Origin of the sequence: Enterobacter vonholyi (assembly GCF_040834095.1) — a bacterium.
Lineage (GTDB): Bacteria > Pseudomonadota > Gammaproteobacteria > Enterobacterales > Enterobacteriaceae > Enterobacter > Enterobacter vonholyi.
The window spans coordinates 1,419,244-1,437,968 of sequence record NZ_CP162152.1 but is presented as its reverse complement, the minus strand read 5'-3'; the positions used below and the strand labels follow the sequence as shown (position 1 = coordinate 1,437,968).

Below are 18,725 nucleotides of genomic sequence, written 5' to 3'. Positions count from 1 at the left end.
AGCGATGGCAACATGGCAGTTTTGCAAAACTTTATTGGAAATTGAAAAAGGAAGATTAAGCTGGACAAGGGGAGCGACAAATCAAGGTTTGGGATTAGGTATAGTTGATTTCACCCCAATGTTCATCCCATCCCTAAGCCATTTATGGACGAATTTAAAATCCCAAAAGCAAACAGAATCAGATGGGTATACTCTTAAAATAAAATTATACTGGGATGATAAATCGGGTAATGAAAAACATTTAGAAATGGGATTATCATTAGCCAACGACAGACTTTTCATTAAAAACACAGCCAGTAACCTATCCATAACTGAAATTCAGAATGCTGATGGTTCTCCAAACAATGAAAACATCCCTCAAATTGCTTACCTGCCACCTTTCGCTGGAATTACAGACCGCGAAGTCAGAATGAGCCCAGCAATGCGAAATAGATTAATAGGGCAAGGTTTGTCCGGCGGAGTAATAAGAAACTCTCTATACGACATCCATCTATCGAATCATCTCAAACGCCAAAAACTCAAAGGAACAGGAGACAGAATTTCAACAAAGAACTTAAACGAATTACGATCCCGAGATGCGTGGGAAATTTTACAAAAAACACTATTTGATATTTTTTCGCTTAAAATTGAAGTCACACCATTCAATGAACAATATCATAGTTATTTAAAAATAGAATGCGTTTCAGGCGTTGCCAATGGATATCAATTCACGAAACATAAGAATTTTAATGCTAGAGACATAATGGTTGAAGGAAGTGGCTTTCTTCAATGGTTGAGTGTTTACACCCTAGCGTTATCGGAAGAATTCAATGTGATTTTACTTGATGAACCGGATGCTCACCTACATACGCAACTGCAGAAAAACCTTACAGAACGCTTAGAAGAAATAACCATCAGGAATGGTAAGCAAGTATTATTGGCAACACATTCAACAGAGCTTATTAGAGCATATGAACCGTATAAGATACTTGCTCTTTCAAATGCAAAAGGTAAATACCTAGGCTCTGATGATGATAAAATTGGGTTGTTGATGGCATAGGCACAATGTTTAGCCCTAAAGTGCATAAATTAACAGAACAAAAACGATTATTAATAGTTGAAGGTGTTAGCGATGAGAGATTTTTGAAGAAAATTTTCACAAAATTAAATCTTGAATGGCCTAAAAATCTTGTAACTTGGTTTTGGACCGGAAAATCCTCTGAGAGATTTCAGCTTCACAAACAACTCAAAGCCGAGATTCCCGATTTAAAAACCATTAGCATAAGAGACCGAGATGATGACAGCGATGGTTCCGTTGATATCAATCTAAAAGATAAAGGTACTACTTATAACGACCCTAACTTTCAAGCAATGAAATGGAGGCGAAGACACATCGAAAATTATTTCTTGGATGTTACAGCCATATCCTTAGCTGCAAATAAAAGTGAACAAAGCGTGCATAGTTTCTTTGGTCTTAGACATGCTTTGTTCATGCCGCCATCAATAGTTTCTTCGGATATAGCTCATGCCCTTAGAGATGCACGAGGTAAAGAAATTTTCATTGATGGAAAAAATAGCCTTAAACATGAATTCTCAATTACAAGAGACGATGTCCTTGAGCATATGAGCACGGATAGAATATGCGATGATATAAAAATCTTTTGCCAAAGCTTAATAAGCTTTTCTAATCCATAAGGTTTTTTCTTAACAAATGGAGGACGGTATTACGGACAATGATCATAACGGCATTATTAATGCCTAAAGATCTCCGCTCCGAATACAGTGCCTCCAGCCCACCACGGCTTACATGATCATGCAAGCCGTAATGATGCACCCGCGCTATCGACAGCACCTTCCCCTCAAACTGCACACAGTTAGAATTTGCTCTGGATCTAAAACGCGCCAAAAGGTCGGGCAACTTCCACAACCTGTGTATGTATTTTCTCAATGGTAAAAAGGATGGCATTCAAAGCATCCCGCAGTTAGAGGTCGCGGCAAAAATGAGTTTCTGAACCTCAAAAATGTCAACCGGGGCGGCATGATTCAAGCGCACTGCTTTCCGCCGAAAATGATGGTGATCATGTCGAGTAATGTTGGGGGATATAGAAAAGATAGAGAATGTATTTGTTAGACATGAATTAACCCCATACCTAAAAAAAATTGGAAGAAGTTAATGGCTGGTTAAATAAATTGGTCTTAGCTTACCAGCCATGCAAGTCAGATAATTTAAGCTCTTATGATGGAGAGTATTTTACCCTCATTCTATTGTGGCAATGCCATCTGCATTACTAAGCCTCACAGGTGAAATCCGATCAAATTCCCATTTAGGTAGCCTATCACTTTCTTCCAATTTATGCATATTCTGCTTAAATTTATCGGCATCTTCAATTGCTATGAGCCCTTTAATTTTTGAGAAGTAACCTTTTGATTTAGATTTGGCAAAAATCTCAAAAGGAAAATAACCTCTTACATAAAGTAATGTTGTGGGCCACCACATGTAGTAGTAGTCTGCAGATTGAATTACTGAACGGAGATAACAAACAAAGTCAGCTTGATTTATATCAGTGAACGTAATTGGAACCGAATGACATCTTTCTTTTAAAAGATCCGCGTGAAGCGAAAGCCGTCTTAATTTCTTATGTTCATTCCTCCATTGTAGGATTTCCACATACGCCCTGATATCAATAAATGAAGAAAGTGGATCATTACCTCTTTCGATTTTTCTAGATATATAAAAACCACTAAACAAATCAAGGCATTCATTAAAACGCTCATTTTTCAATAATGCAGCAATTGAATACAAATACAACTCATGAATCAGAAATTTATAATTATCAAAATCATAATTATGGTAAGCACCAACATTCTCCTGGGGATAATAATAACTAAGTGCAGCCTCAAAGAACTTGTGAAGACTCTTAGAGTAATCCATGCCTGAATTATATCTTGCAGCCAAGTAAGTTAAATTAATAAATTCATTTCTCGCTGGGATAAAAGACTCTATATTTTTAAGAAATGCTTCATCAGGTTCATCATGTTCTGCCGTACGAAATCTTATACGTTCAAGGTTATTAGCCAAGACAGTTAAGTATTCATCATAACATCCTGCTGCGGTAATCTTACCGTTGCGTATAGCATCCATAGCCCTGGTATAATATGCTGTCGTTCCGAGGGAAACTTCAGACGGTTCGTCAAGAAACGCAGGTTTCTTTCCCAGTTCCGGCTTAACAAAAACAGGTCTATCGAATATCCATCTTAGAATCCTTTCAACTCCTTCAGACATGGAACTTGAGTCGGTCATATCAATGAATAAACGACCTTTATAAAAGTTCGGCACATAGAACCGTCCTTCGTCATCCTTTTCCGTGACGACAACGACAAACTTCGTTTGCTCTGCAGAAGAATAAATTTCTGGTGAAATTATTTGAGTTTCTGTACCAACCCCACCTTTTCGATTATTAGCTTTCTCTGCATATCCTTTATCGCTGATGATCAATACTTTACTAATAGTTTTGTCATTGACCATGCTTTCCATAAAAGCATAAGAGTCTTGCCCATCACGAAGACACCATTTATCTATTATTACATCCACACCTGAGCTAACTAAATCCTCAGCCAGCTTAATTACAAAATCTTCATGCTCAGGAGTTGTCCAACTATATGATACAAAAACTTTTGGGGGGTTAGCTTCCATTTTGACTCCAAATTAAGAAATCGAAAAAAAATCAGAGTAACTTCCGTATTAGCCTACAAAAAATGACGGCAAGCTAAAGCTTTGTTATAACATCTAGAATGTTGCTACGTCCATAACTCAAGCCAAACATGAATATCAGCTTGCAAATTTCTTGTTCGCGCTCATATTCCCACCACGCCTACCTGCTTTGTATAGTGCTTTTCATGCAAGTGAATGGCGCGCCAGTTAAGGGGGCCACAACCCATTGAGATCCTTTATGGATAATGCGAATCCATGCACTATAGACATGCACAGCTCTCTAGAAATATAGTTTAGTTAAAGATATCAGCTACATCGAATTCTCAGCGAACCAACCAAAAACTCATCCGCCTCTGATTTTTGCCGCTCCATACGAAAGCACATAACCAACGATTAATGCTCCCATACAGCCAGCAAACTTCATCCATGTACTTTCAAACCAGAAGAAAGACCCCATCGCAAAAATCACAGCCAGAAAGGTGATGGTTCCCTCAATTGCGTGGGACATTAACGATTTTACAAATTTCATTCTGTATTCCTTTGCAATCAAGAGGATGCCCTTCAATAAACACGAGGTAAGGCTCTAGCTGTTGTTCAACGAGGAAGTAGACCATATCCAGGTTCTCTTTTGACACCATGGCGTAAGTAGTCGGATATTTGGTTTGCATCCTTCTTGATGCTCTGGCTGACTCTTCAATAATCCCCTGGAACATCACGACGTTTAACGCTGCTGAAGCACTAAACCGGATAAAATGTTTGTACGCCTGATCAATCGCCAGACGATTCAACATCAGACTCGCGGTTGTCTGTGCCAGTACGATTTGTCCAGCGGTTCGCCCACCAACACTTCCGGCTCCATAACCCAGTTTATTGTTTACAGCCTCTTTACCTTCATCATTGAGTTTTTTATAGAAGGATGTGAAAACAATAGTAATCAGTCTGCGTAAAGGTGACTCAGCATTACCCAGACTTTTGAGCATATAGAAAAAACGCTCCGTCTCAGCCTGGTTTCTTTGTTTAGCGCTATACCCGGCAAATCCGCTTCCCTCCCAGCTTCTTACAACACCCAGGTAAGCGGTATTTGGTATGGAGGAGATCCCATCGAGAATCCCTAATGCAACCTGTTTAGCGTCCATATCTCATCCTTAGTCATCCTGTCCCGCACAAAGAATAACCAAAGCTCATTAGCGATTCCAGACGATTTTTTCAGTTTAACAGCAGCCTGGTCTCATCCCCTCTTCCATCCTCCACATCAAATATATATGATTTACCGAATATGTATTAACTACTCGCAGGTTTGATCATGCTCCACCCGCTCCAGCTCTTCAAAACCCTCTCCGACGAAACGCGGCTCGCCATCGTCATGCTGCTCCGCGAAGCGGGCGAGCTGTGCGTCTGCGATCTCTGCGCCGCCACCGCCGAATCTCAGCCGAAGGTTTCCCGCCATATGGCGCTGCTGCGCGAGTCCGGGCTGGTGATCGACCGTCGCGAGGGTAAGTGGGTCCATTACCGTCTCTCTCCCAACATGCCTGCATGGGCGGCAGCCGTTATCGACACCAGCGGGAACTGCCTGCGGGAAGAGACGCGTATGAAGCTGAAAAACCGGCTTCCGGGTTCGTGCTAAACAAAACACATTCACAAAAACAGATATAACGGAGTAAGCGATGTTTCTGGCAGGGGCTATTTTTCTGTTTACGCTGGTGCTGGTCATTTGGCAGCCCAAAGGACTGAGTATCGGCTGGAGCGCGACCATCGGCGCCGTGCTGGCGCTGGCCAGCGGCGTGATTCACATTCACGATATTCCGGTAGTCTGGAATATCGTCTGGAACGCCACGGCAACGTTTATCGCCGTCATCATTATCAGCCTGCTGCTGGATGAGTCCGGCTTTTTCGAGTGGGCAGCGCTGCACGTCGCCCGCTGGGGGAAAGGTCGAGGGCGATTGCTGTTTACCTGGATTATCCTGCTGGGCGCAGCCGTCGCAGCGCTGTTTGCTAATGATGGTGCGGCGCTGATCCTCACGCCTATCGTTATCGCCATGCTGCTGGCGATGGGGTTCAGCAAACAGGCCACGCTGGCGTTTGTGATGGCGGCAGGTTTTATCGCCGATACCGCCAGCCTGCCGCTGATTGTCTCCAACCTGGTCAACATCGTCTCGGCAGACTTCTTTAAGCTGGGGTTCAGCGAGTACGCTTCGGTGATGATTCCCGTTGATATCGCCGCGATTGCCGCAACGCTGGTCATGCTGCACCTGTTCTTTCGCAAGGAAATTCCTCCAGAATATGACCTGGCGAAACTCCAGGAGCCTGCGCGGGCCATTCACGACCTCCCGACGTTCAGAACGGGCTGGATCGTCCTGCTCCTTCTGCTCGTCGGTTTCTTCGTGCTTGAACCTCTCGGCATTCCGGTCAGCGCCATTGCGACCGTCGGCGCGCTGATTTTATTCGCTGTCGCAAAACGCGGACATGCAATTAATACCGGAAAAGTGTTGCGCGGCGCACCGTGGCAGATCGTCATCTTCTCGCTGGGGATGTATCTGGTGGTGTATGGCCTGCGCAATGCCGGGCTGACGGAATATCTCTCAGGCGTACTGAATAGCCTGGCCGGGCAAGGGCTGTGGGCCACCACGCTGGGAACCGGATTCATCACCGCGTTTCTGTCATCCATAATGAACAATATGCCCACGGTGCTGATTGGCGCGCTCTCCATTGAGGGCAGTACGGCGACAGGACTGATCAAAGAAGCAATGATTTACGCCAACGTGATTGGCTGCGATCTGGGGCCGAAAATCACGCCTATCGGCAGCCTTGCCACCCTGCTCTGGCTTCACGTGCTGGCGCAGAAAAACATGACGATTAGCTGGGGCTACTATTTCCGGACGGGCATCATCATGACGCTGCCGGTCCTGTTTGTGACGCTCGCCGCGCTGGCGCTACGTCTCTCCTTCACACTGTAATGAGCCACTGATATGAGCCACATCACTATCTATCACAACCCCGCCTGCGGCACGTCGCGCAACACGCTGGAGATGATCCGCAACAGCGGCGCGGAGCCAGAGATTATCCTCTATCTGGAAACCCCGCCGTCGCGCATTAAGCTGACAACCCTGATTGCCGATATGGGGATCTCGGTGCGGGATCTGCTGCGTAAAAACGTGGAGCCCTACGAACAGCTCGGCCTTGCCGATGATAACTTCACCGACGACCAGCTTATCGATTTTATGCTGCAACACCCGATTCTGATTAACCGTCCAATCGTGGTCACGCCCTTGGGCACTCGCCTGTGCCGCCCGTCTGAAGTCGTCCTCGACATCCTGCCGGACGCACAGAAAGGGGCATTTACGAAGGAAGATGGCGAAGCGGTGGTGGACGCCAGCGGAAATAAAATCGAGCGCAGGTAAAACTGGCAGGGCGAGTGATACCTAAGGGTTCCCCTCGCCCGCAATTCTCCCCACCATCGCCCGGATCTCTTCGCGGGATAGTGGCGCCCGGTCAGTCACGTAGTGCAGCGTCATTCCTTCAATAAAGGCATCCAGCGCGCGGGTGGTGACCGGGTCGAACCACTGCTCGAGCGTTGTCTGGCTCATCTTCATCCAGTCCTGCATCACCGTTTTGAGCGCCGCGCTACGGTGCATAAAAGCGTAAAGCTGATACATCAGCGCCATGTTGTGCGGCGTCGTCACCTGCGAGCTGTGGATCAGGATGGTAATGGATTCGCACGCCATTTCCGGCCCGGTGACGCCCGCGAAGAAATCCCGGTACTGCTGCGACATCTGGCGGGTAAACCACGTGAAGGCCTCCTCCAGCAGCGGCTCCATACCGTCGAAATAGTAGGTCATCGACCCCAGCGGCACGCCCGCGCAGGTGGCGATTTTCCGGTGCGTGACGGCGTGAATACCGTGTTCAGCAATGGTGTCGAGGGTCGCCTGCAGGATTTTCTCCCGGCGATGCGGATCGTTGGGTGGTCTGCTCATCATTTCCTCACCTGGTTTGTGTACAAATGTACACAAACTTGCTAGTGTTGTCGCTATTGTTGTACTTCTGGTGCTACCCCAATGACGCTGACCTCTTCCCGCAAAGCCCTGCAGCTCCGCATGTGGGCGCTGTTTATGTTCTTCTTTATTCCCGGTCTGCTGATGGCCTCCTGGGCCACGCGCACCCCCGCCATTCGCGACATTTTGTCCGTTTCTACCGCGGAAATGGGCATCGTGCTGTTCGGCCTGTCGATAGGCTCCATGAGCGGCATTCTCTGCTCCGCGTGGCTGGTAAAGCGCTTCGGTACGCGAGCGGTGATCCGCACCACCATGTGCTTCGCGGTGTTCGGGATGATCGTGCTGAGCGCGGCGCTGTGGTTTGCCTCACCGGTACTGTTTGCCCTCGGGCTGACGGTATTTGGCGGCAGCTTTGGTTCGGCGGAAGTGGCGATAAATGTGGAAGGGGCAGCGGTCGAACGTGAGATGAACAAAACCGTTCTGCCGATGATGCACGGCTTCTATAGCCTCGGCACGCTGGCCGGTGCGGGCGTGGGGATGGCGCTGACGGCCACTGGCGTGAGCGCGAATCTGCATATTCTGCTGGCGGCACTGGTGTGCATCATTCCCATTCTGACCGGCATCCGGGCCATCCCGGACGGCACCGGTAAAAACTCCGCGGACGAACAGCACTCAGCCGAAAAAGGGCTGCCCTTCTACCGCGATTTCCAGCTGATGCTGATCGGCGTGGTGGTGCTGGCGATGGCGTTCGCGGAGGGCTCCGCCAACGACTGGCTGCCGCTGCTGATGGTAGACGGTCACGGCTTTAGCCCGACTTCCGGCTCGCTGATTTACGCCGGGTTTACGCTGGGGATGACCGTCGGGCGCTTCACCGGCGGCTGGTTTATCGACCGCTACAGCCGCGTGGCGGTAGTGCGCGCCAGCGCCCTGCTCGGCGGGCTGGGTATCGCGATGATCATCTTTGTGGATGTGGACTGGATTGCCGGCGTCTCGGTGATCCTCTGGGGGCTGGGCGCGTCCCTCGGCTTCCCGCTGACCATCTCCGCCGCCAGCGATACCGGCCCGGATGCCCCGACGCGCGTCAGCGTGGTGGCAACCACAGGCTATCTCGCCTTCCTGGTCGGGCCGCCGCTGCTCGGCTTCCTCGGCGAGCACTACGGGCTGCGCAGCGCCATGCTGGTGGTGTTAGGGTTGGTGATCATCGCAGCGCTGGTGGCGCGCGCGGTGGCAAAGCCGGAAACGAATCAAACGACACTGGAGAAGGGATATGAGCGTTAAACTGATCGCCGTCGACATGGATGGTACATTTCTGAGCGATGCCAAGACCTACAATCGCCCGCGCTTTCTGTCGCAGTACGCCCGCATGAAGGCGCAAGGCATTCGCTTCGTGGTCGCCAGCGGCAACCAGTTCTACCAGCTGATCTCCTTTTTCCCGGAGATTGCGCATGAAATTTCATTCGTCGCCGAAAACGGCGGCTGGGTCGTAAGTGAGGGTGAAGACGTCTTTAACGGTGAGCTGTCGAAAGCCCATTTCGAGACCGTTGCGAACGTGTTAAGCGACGTTCCCGGCATTGAGATTATCGCCTGCGGGAAGAGCAGCGCCTACACGCTGAAGTGCTATGACGAAGGCTTTAAGGGTATCGCGGCGAAGTACTATCACCGTCTGGAAATGGTCAGCGATTTCGACAACCTGAACGATATTTTCTTCAAGTTCGGGCTCAACGTGTCTGACGATGAAATTCCGCGTATTCAGGCGCTGCTGCATGAAAAGCTGAGTAACATCATGGTGCCCGTCACCACTGGTCACGGCAGTATCGACCTGATCATACCCGGCGTGCATAAAGCTAACGGCCTGCGGATCCTGCAAAAGCGCTGGGGCATAGACGATAGCGAAGTGGTGGCCTTCGGCGACAGCGGCAACGACGTGGAGATGCTGCGCCAGTCCGGATTCAGCTTTGCGATGGCGAATGCCAGACCGCATATCAAAGCGGCGGCGCGTTTTGAAGCGCCGCACAATAACGATGAAGGCGTGTTGGATGTGATTGATAAGGTGCTGGATGGAGAGGCACCGTTTAATTAACACCGTGCGGTCTGGTGCCCTCACCCTACCCCTCTCCCACAGGGAGAGGGAATAAACAGTTAAGGTTGCAGGGCGTTTCCGACGCGCTTGTCTTTCAGGAACAACACCATCAGGCCAACCCACAGCACGCCGTTGGCGAGGTTAAACAGGCTGAACAGCCCGTTGCCGCCCATCGCGTAGGCATGCTTGCTCACCTCGATACCGACGGTAAAAATCAGCATCTGCAGCATCCCCATCGCCGCGGAGACCGTGCCTTTACTCATCTCGCTGGCAAACAGCGTCAGGCGCACCAGACCGGCGTTGGCCACGCCAATCCCGAAGGCGTAGATGCTCAGCCCTGCCGTCATCCACAGATAAGCGTGTGATGACGCGACGGTCGCCACCGCCGCCAGAATCAACCCTGCCGCAATCGGCCAGCCGCCCATGATAATAAGCGAACGCACTGTGCGGCGTGACGTCAAACGTGCCAGCACCAGGTTCCCGATAATCAGCGCGCCAAAGATCGGCACCTGCAGCAGACCATACTCATAGCTGCTGAGCTTTTCACCGCTGATGATAATAACCGGAGACTGGGCGATCCACGCCAGCAGCGGCAGGCTAACGAACCCGGTCGCCAGCGCGCCCGCCACAAAGCGGCCATTCTTCAGCACTTCTTTATAGTCCCGACCCAGCTCTTTCAGCGAGAGTTTCTCGCCGATGCGGGTGGCCGTTTCCGGCATCGCCCGGTGCAGACCAAAGAACGCGATGGCGGCGAGAACGGCAAACAGCACAAACATCCCTTCCCATGGCGCCATATGCACCCACGCGGCACCCACCAGCGGCCCGAGTAAGGGGGCAATGAGCGCCACGTTCGCCATCAGCGCGGTAATTTTGATACACACCGCCTCTTCAAACGATTCCTGAATGGCGGCATACCCCACGGCGCCGATAAAGCACAGGCTCACCCCCTGCAGGAAGCGCAGCAAGGTAAATTGTTCAATGTTTTGCGCCAGCAGCGTGGCAAGACAGGTGACGATAAACCACACCACGCCCGTCAGCATCACCGGACGGCGGCCAATGCGATCCGACAGCGGGCCTAACAGCCACTGCAAAAACATGCCGCCGGCCAGATAGGCGGTCATGGAGGTCGGTACCCACTCGATTCCGGCGTTGTACTGCGCCACCACCGCCAGCATACCGGGCTGGATCATATCGTTGCCGATATAGGTAGAAAATTCGTAGAGCACCAGACACAGAGGGAAAAGCAACGCCTGACGACCCAGACGTGAACCAGAAGAAGAACGGTTTAACATGCAATCTCTTTATAATGACAAAATCGCGACGAGTGTAATGAAATGCCGCAGCCCGAGATAGTGATTTATCGAGGATAAACAGAAATAAAGCACATATCGTCTTCGTTTAAGGTTTCCTTAAGTTGACACTTTTATGATAGCCCCATTACTCGTCAACGACCCCAAATCATGGCACTTACCTCCAGCCGTTCAGAATTGTCTAAGTTACAGACAAATAAGACAAAACGCCTTTACCGCTTACCGTCCCGCTTTTATGGTTATCAGCTTTTCATACTGATTGCCCTTGCCGTGGTATTTACGTGGCTATCGCGCAATGAAGCGCTCGACAGATGGATTACCGGCTTTTGGTATGACGCGGCGACGCAGAGCTTTCCGCTGCAGAAAGACCACCTGCTGGATCTGCTCAACCACCGACTGGCGAAGTACATTGCCATCGCCTTTGGCGCCGTGGCGCTGGTTTACGGCGCCTACAAGCGTAACGCAAGGCTGGTTACGGCAGCGCTGCTGATGGGCGTTGGCGCGCTGGTGGTGGGCCTGCTGAAAAGCATGAGCCATCACAGCTGTCCGTGGGATCTGGTGGAATATGGCGGGAAGGCCGTGTCCTACCCCCTGTTCAGCTCCATTCCTGCTGACAGCGGTCCGGGGCGCTGTTTCCCCGGCGGTCATGCCTCCAGCGGCTTTATGGTGATGGGGCTGTTTTTTGCCTTCTGGCGCGAACGTCCGCGTCTCGCCTGGTGCTTCGTCGCGCTGGGCGTGGTGTTAGGTCTGGCGATGGGCTTCGGTCAGGTCATGCGCGGGGCGCATTTTTTCTCTCACAACCTGTGGGCCGGGTGGTGGGTCTGGTTTTCCCAGGTGGTGGTCTACGGGCTGATTTCCACCCGGTTTGCTAAAGAGTGATAACGCTATGCTAGAGAATCTGAATTATCAGCTGTTTTATCTGATCAACGCCACACCGGCCTCGCCCGAGTGGATGATCGACTTTGCCACCTTTCTGGCAAAAGACCTGATCGGTATCGTGCCCGCGCTGGCAGCCATTCTCTGGCTGTGGGGGCCTCGTAGCCAGGTAAAAGCACAGCGCAAGCTGGTAATCAAAGTGGCGATGGCTCTCGGCGTAAGCGTCCTGGTGAGCTACATTCTGGGCCACGCGTTCCCGCACGATCGTCCGTTTGTCGATCACGTCGGCTATACCTTCCTGCATCATGCGCCGGATGACTCGTTCCCGAGCGATCACGGTACGGTGATCTTCACCTTTGCGCTAGCCTTCCTGTTCTGGCATCGCCTGTGGTCTGGTGCGGTGCTGATGGTGGTCGCCGTGGCCATCGCCTGGTCTCGCGTTTACCTGGGCGTCCACTGGCCGCTGGATATGGTGGGCGGCTTCCTGGTCGGGCTGATTGGCTGCGTGAGCGCGGCTATCCTGTGGAGCCTCTTCGGTGAAGCGCTCTACCGCACGCTGTCATCACTGTATCGCGCCATTTTCGCTATCCCGATCCGCAAAGGCTGGATACGTGACTAACCCCAACCTGTCAGGTTACACTTGAACCCCCGCCCTGCGGGGGTTCACTTTTTTATCCCGAGGAACTATGGAAACACGTCGCGATGACCGCATTGCTCAGCTGCTACAGGCGCTGAAGCGCAGCGATAAGCTGCATCTTAAGGAAGCCGCCAACCTCCTCGGCGTCTCAGAGATGACCATTCGTCGGGATCTTAACAGCGAAAGCGCGCCCGTCGTGCTGCTGGGCGGGTATATTGTGCTTGAGCCGCGTAGCGCCAGCCATTATCTGATCAGCGACCAGAAGACGCGCCTGGTGGAAGAGAAACGCAAAGCCGCCCGGCTTGCAGCCTCGCTGGTACAGCCGCACCAGACGCTATTTTTTGACTGCGGCACCACCACGCCGTGGATTATCGAGGCCATCGACAGCAGCATTCCTTTTACTGCCGTGTGCTACTCCCTGAACACCTTTCTGGCGCTTCAGGAGAAACCCGAGTGCCGGGTGATCCTGTGCGGCGGCGAGTTTCACGCCAGCAACGCCATCTTTAAGCCGCTCAACCTGCAGGACACGCTCAGCAATCTCTGCCCGGATATCGCGTTTTATTCCGCGGCGGGCGTCAACGTGCGCCAGGGCGCAACCTGCTTTAACCTGGAAGAGCTGCCGGTGAAGCACTGGGCATTAAGCGCCGCGCAGTACCATGTTCTGGTGGTCGATCACAGCAAGTTTGGTAAGGTCCGTTCGGCAAGAATGGGCGAGCTGGCGCAGTTCGACGCCATCGTCAGCGACTGCCGCCCGGACGACGAGATTGTGGCCCACGCGAAGGCGCAGCAGGTGAAATTGATGTATTAAGAGGGTGCGGTCTGATGCCCGCACCCCAGCCCTCTCCCACAGGGAGAGGGAGAAAACCCATCAGGTTTAGCTGAACCAGCTGCCGAACCACCCGTGAAATTTCATCATCACGAAATCCCACATCCGGCTGAAGAAGCCGCCCTCTTCGACCGCTTCCATTACAATTAACGGACGCTGTTCAATTGATTTACCGTTTAGCTGGAAATCAATCGTCCCGACTACCTGGCCTTTTTTCAGTGGCGCGGTGAGCTGCGGATCGGTCAGGGTGTAGCTGGCCTTCAGGTTTTTCAGCTGACCGCGCGGAATGGTCACCGAGCCCGCCTCACCCGCGCCCAGGTTCACTTCGCTCTTGTCACCAAACCAGACGCGCTGGCTGACGAACGTGGCATCCGGTTTAATCGGCGTCACGGTTTCATAGAAGCGGAAGCCCCACGTCAGCAGTTTTTCTGACTCATTAAAGCGAATACGGTCGGTTTTGGTGCCCAGCACTACCGAAATCAGGCGCATGTCGCCCTGGGTCGCGGAGGCCACCAGGTTATAGCCCGCGCCCGCCGTGGTGCCGGTTTTCATTCCGTCCACGTTAACGTTGCTGCTCCACAGCAGGCGGTTGCGGTTCGGCTGACGGATTTTATTGAAGGTAAACTCTTTCTCTTTATGGATGGCGTATTCATCCGGCACGTCGTGGATCAGCGCTTTCCCCAGCAGCGCCATGTCGCGCGCGGTACTGAACTGTCCCGGCGAATCCAGACCGTGAACTGTTTTGAACGTGGTGTTGGTTAAGCCCAGTTTCTGCGCGTAGCCATTCATCAAGCCAATGAAAGAATCCTGGCTGCCGGCAACATAATCGGCCAGCGCAATGCACGCATCATTTCCCGACTGAATAATTACCCCTTTGTTCAGATCGGAAACGGAGACCTGATCCCCAGGCTTCAGGAACATCACGGAAGATCCCCGCAGCTCCGGGTTGCCGGTCGCCCAGGCATCCTTCCCGATGGTGACCATATCGTCCAGCTTGATCTTGCCCGCTTTCAGCGCCTGGCCGACCACATAGCTGGTCATGATTTTGGTCAGGCTTGCCGGATCGAGTTTCTCATCTGCATTACCTTCCGCCAGCACTTTACCGCTGGAATAATCCATCAGGATCCAGGCGCGCGCGTCCACAGGCGGCGCTTCGGGCGCAGCCTGCTCAGCTGCGTAGAGAGTTGGTGCAAACAGGAAAAGGAGCGCAGAGCCTGTCGCAAGGCTGCGCAGAGAAGTCATTTTACGCGTCATAAATGCCACCCGAGTGTCCATTCAAAAATTACGTCACATCACCGTGTCGCAAGAAGCGATGAGTAATAGCGCACTAAAACGGTTAAAGAAACCCAACGAGGGTAAAGTTATTAAAGTTTATGCAATAACATTCAGATACGCTTTGATTCAGACGATTTTTTTGTCTTCTGTTGCGTAATTGTTAGGTTTATCTCACCATGGCGAAAGCTGACACGGATTCACATCTCATCAGGAGTAAATATGATTACGCTTTGGGGCAGGAACAACTCGACCAACGTTAAGAAAGTGCTCTGGACGCTCGAGGAGCTGGATTTACCGTTCAATCAAATCATGGCCGGCATGTCGTTCGGCGTAAACAAAGAGGCCGACTATCTGGCCATGAACCCGAACGGCCTGGTGCCGCTGCTGCGCGATGATGAAACAGACGCGACGCTTTGGGAGTCCAACACCATTGTGCGTTACCTCGCCGCGCAGTACGGTCAGGGCCGCCTGTGGGTTGAGAATCCCGCCCGGCGCGCTCAGGGCGAAAAGTGGATGGACTGGGCGAACCAGACGCTGTCCCCGACCCACCGCGTGATCCTGATGGGGCTTATCCGCACGCCGGAAGCTGAACGCGACTATCCCGCAATTCACGCCGCGCAGGATGCCTGCGAAAATCTGTTTGCGATGATGGATGACGAGCTGGCGAAGCACGCCTGGTTCTCCGGCGAGGCGTTCGGCGTGGGCGATATTGCCGTGGCGCCGTTCGTCTGGAACCTGACCAATATGGGCCTGAAGTGGACGCCGCGCCCTCACCTGGAGCGCTGGCTTAAACAGCTGAGCGATCGCCCGGCTTACCGCAACGTGGTAATGATCCCGGTCACCTGATTACGCGCCGGACGGGCTGACTTTCAACAGTTGCCCGTCCGTCTCGTCGGTCAGGACATACAGATACCCATCCGGCCCCACCCGCACGTCGCGAATACGCTGGTCCCGGTCGCCCAGAATGCGCCCGTCCTCCGTCACCTTATTGCCGTCCACGCTCAGCACGATCACGTCCTTCTCCTTCAGCGCGCCGATAAACAGCTTGTTTTTCCACTGCGGGAAAACGTCGCTGTTGTAAAACGCCATGCCGCTCACCGCGGGTGAGACTTTCCAGAAGAACAGCGGTTTTTCGGTTCCCTCAACGTGCTCGCCTTTAGCTTCCGGGATTTTCAGGCCGCTGTAGTTAATGCCGTGCGTCGCAAGCGGCCAGCCGTAGTTTTTTCCTTTCTCCGGAATGTTGATCTCATCCCCGCCTCGCGGGCCGTGCTCGTTCAGCCAGAGCGTGTCGCTCCAGGGGTTCATCGCCATCCCCTGCGGGTTGCGAATGCCGTAAGACCAGATTTCGGGTCGCGCACCGGGGGTATTCACAAAGGGGTTATCCGACGGGACTTTTCCGTCTTCGGTAAGGCGCACCACTTTACCCTGCAATTTATCCAGATCCTGCGCCGTCGGACGCTGATTATTCTCGCCGAGTCCAATAAAGAGAGAGCCTTTGCCGTCGAACACCAGCCGCCCGCCAAAATGGTTACCGGTTGAGAGTTTCGGTATCTGGCGAAACGCCACCTGGAATCCCTCGATGCGGGAATAGTCGTCGCTCAGGCGGCCATAGCCTACCGCCGTGCCGGCTTTGCCGTCATGCCCGGCCTCGGCGTAGCTCAGCCAGACGCGGCGCGACTTCTCAAAATCCGGGGCAAGCACCACATCCAGCAACCCTCCCTGACCGTTTGCCCAGACCTTCGGCACGCCGACAATCGGATCGGAGAGCCCTTTTCCGGTCTGCCAGCGTTTGAGCTGACCACCCTTCAGGGTCACCAGCAGCCCGTCATTATCCGGCAGGAACGCCAGGGACCAGGGGTGATCGAGTCTGTTTTGCAGCACCTCGACCTTCACCGCCTCTGGCGCAGCAAGAAGTGAAAACGGAATGAATAATACAGGCAGGGAAATCAGCGAGGATCGAGGCATAACGCACTCCTTTATCGGCATATGGCATAAAGATTAGCCACTGCGTCCGGGCGCGTTAGCACTTTTACAAAAGCTTAAGCAGAAGGGGGAGTCGCCTCCCCCTGGATCAGTGCTGTTCAAGCTTCTCGTGCTCGTTCAGGCACATGATGCATAGAGAGAGCGTTGTCAGGCAGTTTTCAAGCTTCTCCGCGTTTACGGCGATAAAGTTCGGGCAGTCGTGGCGTCCGTTCATCAGACATACCCCGGCGATGGAGAGCACCTCAGCGGCGCGGCGCAGCGCGATCAGCTCACTTTCGCCGTAATTCGCCTTCAGGGTCGGTGCTTTTTCACGCATGAAATTACACAGTTCAAACAGGTTATCACGCAGATGTTCGCTTTCGCTGACTGACATATACCCTTTTGCCTTCCTCAACTGCAGGTACGCGGCCAGGTCGATTCGGGCGTTGATCAGCTTGTTCAGCAGATCGCGTTTTAGTCTGTCAACGGTCATGCTCTTTCCTCCTCTGTCAGCCATGGTGCATAGTCAGGATAAGTACATTTTTTGTACAGTTTAATGCCTGGGATCAATTTTTATTAACTGATTAACATAATTTACAATGTTACAACGTCAGCCCGACGCATCCACCTTGCAAAGAGTGTATAAATCCCCCGCGATACGCTGTAAAATCCCGCCCTGATAACTCCATAATTGATGAATTTTTAACCTATGAGCAATGTTACGCACCAGCCGAAAATCGGCTTCGTCTCCCTGGGCTGCCCGAAAAACCTGGTGGATTCAGAACGCATCCTGACCGAACTGCGCACCGAGGGCTATGACGTGGTGCCAAGCTACGACAACGCCGATATGGTGATCGTTAACACCTGCGGGTTTATCGACAGCGCGGTCCAGGAATCACTGGAAGCCATCGGTGAAGCCCTGACCGAAAACGGCAAAGTGATTGTGACCGGCTGCCTGGGCGCGAAAGAAGACCAGATCCGCGAAGTGCACCCTAAGGTGCTGGAGATCACCGGCCCGCACAGCTACGAGCAGGTGCTGCAACATGTTCATCACTACGTGCCAAAACCAAAGCATAACCCGTTCCTGAGCCTGGTGCCGGAACAGGGCGTGAAGCTGACGCCGCGCCACTACGCGTACCTGAAAATTTCCGAAGGCTGCAACCATCGCTGCACCTTCTGCATCATCCCGTCCATGCGTGGCGATCTGGTGAGCCGTCCGATTGGCGAAGTGCTGGCTGAAGCCAAACGTCTGGCCGACGCGGGCGTGAAGGAGCTGCTGGTCATCTCCCAGGACACCTCTGCCTACGGCGTGGACGTAAAGCACCGCTCCGGTTTCCACAACGGCGAGCCGGTGAAAACCAGCATGGTTGGCCTGTGCGAGCAGCTGTCCAAACTCGGTATCTGGACGCGCCTGCACTACGTCTACCCGTACCCGCACGTTGACGATGTCATCCCACTGATGGCGGAAGGCAAAATTCTGCCGTACCTGGACATCCCGCTGCAGCACGCGAGCCCGCGTATCCTGAAGCTGATGAAACGTCCTGGCTCCGTTGACCGCCAGCTGGCCCGCATCAAGCAGTGGCGTGAGATCTGCCCGGATCTGACGCTGCGCTCCACCTTTATCGTCGGCTTCCCGAGTGAAACCGAAGAAGACTTCCAGATGCTGCTCGACTTCCTGAAAGAAGCGCGTCTGGACCGCGTCGGCTGCTTCAAGTACAGCCCGGTAGAAGGCGCAACCGCCAACGAGCTGGCGGACCAGGTGCCGGAAGAGGTGAAAGAAGAACGCTGGAACCGCTTCATGCAGCTGCAGCAGCAGATTTCTGCCGAGCGTCTGCAGGAAAAAGTGGGCCGCGAGATCATGGTTATTATCGACGAAGTTGACGAAGAAGGCGCGATTGGCCGCAGCATGGCGGACGCCCCTGAAATCGACGGTGCGGTGTACCTGAACGGCGAAACCAGCGTTAAGCCGGGTGATATTATTCGCGTGAAGGTTGAAAACGCGGACGAGTATGACCTGTGGGGTAGCCGGGTTTAATCTTCCTGCTCCTCTTTTGTAGGCCGGGTAAGGCGTAGCCGCCA

At 52.6% G+C, this 18,725-nt stretch carries 21 protein-coding genes and 1 pseudogene; 13 read left to right on the top strand and 9 right to left on the bottom strand.

The window, feature by feature from the left end:
• The first annotated feature begins 4 nt into the window (after positions 1-4).
• The gene (locus tag AB3N39_RS06775) at positions 5-1,039 is read left to right on the top strand and encodes an ATP/GTP-binding protein (RefSeq protein WP_367897160.1); all 1,035 of its coding nucleotides are present in this window, start codon (positions 5-7) and stop codon (positions 1,037-1,039) included.
• A 5-nt stretch (positions 1,040-1,044) separates the two neighbouring features.
• Complete coding sequence (locus AB3N39_RS06770) at positions 1,045-1,674, top strand: hypothetical protein (protein ID WP_367897159.1); 630 nt, start codon at positions 1,045-1,047, stop codon at positions 1,672-1,674.
• Here AB3N39_RS06770 and AB3N39_RS06765 read toward each other — a convergent pair.
• On the bottom strand, positions 1,664-1,945 hold the full coding sequence (locus AB3N39_RS06765; protein ID WP_367897158.1) for a phage virion morphogenesis protein: 282 nt from the start codon (positions 1,943-1,945) through the stop codon (positions 1,664-1,666). The two genes, AB3N39_RS06770 and AB3N39_RS06765, sit on opposite strands and share 11 nt — an antisense overlap.
• Between AB3N39_RS06765 and AB3N39_RS06760 the strand changes: the two are divergent.
• Positions 1,872-2,271, top strand: a pseudogene (locus AB3N39_RS06760) (capsid portal protein); the annotation flags it as partial. The gene AB3N39_RS06765 and the pseudogene AB3N39_RS06760 overlap by 74 nt on opposite strands.
• On the opposite strand, the gene AB3N39_RS06755 reads toward AB3N39_RS06760, so the two are convergent.
• From AB3N39_RS06755 to AB3N39_RS06745, 3 genes are all read right to left on the bottom strand, one after another.
• Positions 2,237-3,673 (bottom strand): SEFIR domain-containing protein, encoded by a 1,437-nt coding sequence (locus tag AB3N39_RS06755; RefSeq protein ID WP_367897157.1) that lies wholly within the window; start codon positions 3,671-3,673, stop codon positions 2,237-2,239. The pseudogene AB3N39_RS06760 and the gene AB3N39_RS06755 sit on opposite strands and share 35 nt — an antisense overlap.
• Before the next feature lie 361 nt (positions 3,674-4,034).
• Positions 4,035-4,220, bottom strand: coding sequence for a hypothetical protein (locus AB3N39_RS06750; RefSeq protein WP_367897156.1), 186 nt, complete (start codon positions 4,218-4,220; stop codon positions 4,035-4,037).
• The gene (locus AB3N39_RS06745; RefSeq protein ID WP_367897155.1) at positions 4,183-4,827 is read right to left on the bottom strand and encodes a hypothetical protein; all 645 of its coding nucleotides are present in this window, start codon (positions 4,825-4,827) and stop codon (positions 4,183-4,185) included. Before AB3N39_RS06745 ends, AB3N39_RS06750 begins: the two co-directional genes overlap by 38 nt.
• A gap of 167 nt (positions 4,828-4,994) precedes the next feature.
• On the opposite strand from AB3N39_RS06745, the gene AB3N39_RS06740 reads away from it, so the two are divergent.
• The 3 genes from AB3N39_RS06740 to arsC are packed head-to-tail and all read left to right on the top strand — an operon-like array spanning position 4,995 to position 7,089.
• Positions 4,995-5,315: a metalloregulator ArsR/SmtB family transcription factor gene (locus tag AB3N39_RS06740; protein ID WP_045373043.1), complete on the top strand. Its 321-nt coding sequence runs from the start codon at positions 4,995-4,997 to the stop codon at positions 5,313-5,315.
• Positions 5,316-5,355: 40 nt separating this feature from the next.
• Positions 5,356-6,645, top strand: a complete 1,290-nt coding sequence (locus tag AB3N39_RS06735; protein ID WP_367897154.1) for an arsenic transporter — start codon at positions 5,356-5,358, stop codon at positions 6,643-6,645.
• Positions 6,646-6,657: 12 nt separating this feature from the next.
• Positions 6,658-7,089, top strand: a complete 432-nt coding sequence (arsC, locus tag AB3N39_RS06730) for a glutaredoxin-dependent arsenate reductase (protein WP_136194588.1) — start codon at positions 6,658-6,660, stop codon at positions 7,087-7,089.
• A gap of 21 nt (positions 7,090-7,110) precedes the next feature.
• On the opposite strand, the gene AB3N39_RS06725 is transcribed toward arsC, so the two are convergent.
• Positions 7,111-7,662, bottom strand: coding sequence for a TetR family transcriptional regulator (locus tag AB3N39_RS06725; protein ID WP_325848472.1), 552 nt, complete (start codon positions 7,660-7,662; stop codon positions 7,111-7,113).
• An 81-nt stretch (positions 7,663-7,743) separates the two neighbouring features.
• Here AB3N39_RS06725 and AB3N39_RS06720 point away from each other — a divergent pair, with 81 nt between their 5' ends.
• Together AB3N39_RS06720 and AB3N39_RS06715 are read left to right on the top strand one after the other, a co-directional pair.
• Complete coding sequence (locus AB3N39_RS06720) at positions 7,744-8,958, top strand: MFS transporter (RefSeq protein WP_325848046.1); 1,215 nt, start codon at positions 7,744-7,746, stop codon at positions 8,956-8,958.
• Entirely contained in the window at positions 8,948-9,760 is an 813-nt protein-coding gene (locus AB3N39_RS06715; RefSeq protein WP_367897153.1) for a Cof-type HAD-IIB family hydrolase, read from the top strand. The genes AB3N39_RS06720 and AB3N39_RS06715 overlap by 11 nt, the downstream gene beginning before the upstream one ends.
• A 59-nt stretch (positions 9,761-9,819) precedes the next feature.
• Here the strand turns inward: AB3N39_RS06715 and AB3N39_RS06710 are convergent, their stop codons facing one another.
• Positions 9,820-11,052, bottom strand: coding sequence for an MFS transporter (locus tag AB3N39_RS06710; RefSeq protein WP_367897152.1), 1,233 nt, complete (start codon positions 11,050-11,052; stop codon positions 9,820-9,822).
• Positions 11,053-11,220: 168 nt separating this feature from the next.
• Between AB3N39_RS06710 and AB3N39_RS06705 the strand changes: the two genes are divergently transcribed.
• The 3 genes from AB3N39_RS06705 to deoR all read left to right on the top strand — a co-directional run bounded on the left by AB3N39_RS06705 (position 11,221) and on the right by deoR (position 13,391).
• Positions 11,221-11,949: a phosphatase PAP2 family protein gene (locus AB3N39_RS06705; protein ID WP_143344872.1), complete on the top strand. Its 729-nt coding sequence runs from the start codon at positions 11,221-11,223 to the stop codon at positions 11,947-11,949.
• 7 nt (positions 11,950-11,956) lie between these two features.
• On the top strand, positions 11,957-12,565 hold the full coding sequence (gene ybjG / locus AB3N39_RS06700; protein WP_111963866.1) for an undecaprenyl-diphosphate phosphatase: 609 nt from the start codon (positions 11,957-11,959) through the stop codon (positions 12,563-12,565).
• A gap of 67 nt (positions 12,566-12,632) precedes the next feature.
• Positions 12,633-13,391 carry a DNA-binding transcriptional repressor DeoR gene (gene deoR / locus AB3N39_RS06695; RefSeq protein ID WP_008503427.1) on the top strand — a complete coding sequence of 253 codons (759 nt, stop codon included), beginning with the start codon at positions 12,633-12,635 and terminating at the stop codon, positions 13,389-13,391.
• Between the two features lie 66 nt (positions 13,392-13,457).
• On the opposite strand, the gene dacC is transcribed toward deoR, so the two are convergent.
• Positions 13,458-14,663, bottom strand: a complete 1,206-nt coding sequence (dacC, locus tag AB3N39_RS06690) for a serine-type D-Ala-D-Ala carboxypeptidase (RefSeq protein WP_143344870.1) — start codon at positions 14,661-14,663, stop codon at positions 13,458-13,460.
• Between the two features lie 240 nt (positions 14,664-14,903).
• Here dacC and AB3N39_RS06685 point away from each other — a divergent pair, with 240 nt between their 5' ends.
• Complete coding sequence (locus tag AB3N39_RS06685) at positions 14,904-15,530, top strand: glutathione S-transferase family protein (RefSeq protein WP_111963865.1); 627 nt, start codon at positions 14,904-14,906, stop codon at positions 15,528-15,530.
• Here the strand turns inward: AB3N39_RS06685 and AB3N39_RS06680 are convergent, their stop codons facing one another.
• Complete coding sequence (locus AB3N39_RS06680) at positions 15,531-16,649, bottom strand: PQQ-dependent sugar dehydrogenase (RefSeq protein WP_133294065.1); 1,119 nt, start codon at positions 16,647-16,649, stop codon at positions 15,531-15,533.
• A gap of 106 nt (positions 16,650-16,755) precedes the next feature.
• Positions 16,756-17,139 (bottom strand): biofilm formation regulator BssR, encoded by a 384-nt coding sequence (gene bssR / locus AB3N39_RS06675; protein ID WP_111963863.1) that lies wholly within the window; start codon positions 17,137-17,139, stop codon positions 16,756-16,758.
• Between the two features lie 216 nt (positions 17,140-17,355).
• On the opposite strand from bssR, the gene rimO reads away from it, so the two are divergent.
• Entirely contained in the window at positions 17,356-18,681 is a 1,326-nt protein-coding gene (rimO, locus tag AB3N39_RS06670) for a 30S ribosomal protein S12 methylthiotransferase RimO (RefSeq protein WP_133294064.1), read from the top strand.
• Positions 18,682-18,725 lie beyond the last annotated feature (44 nt).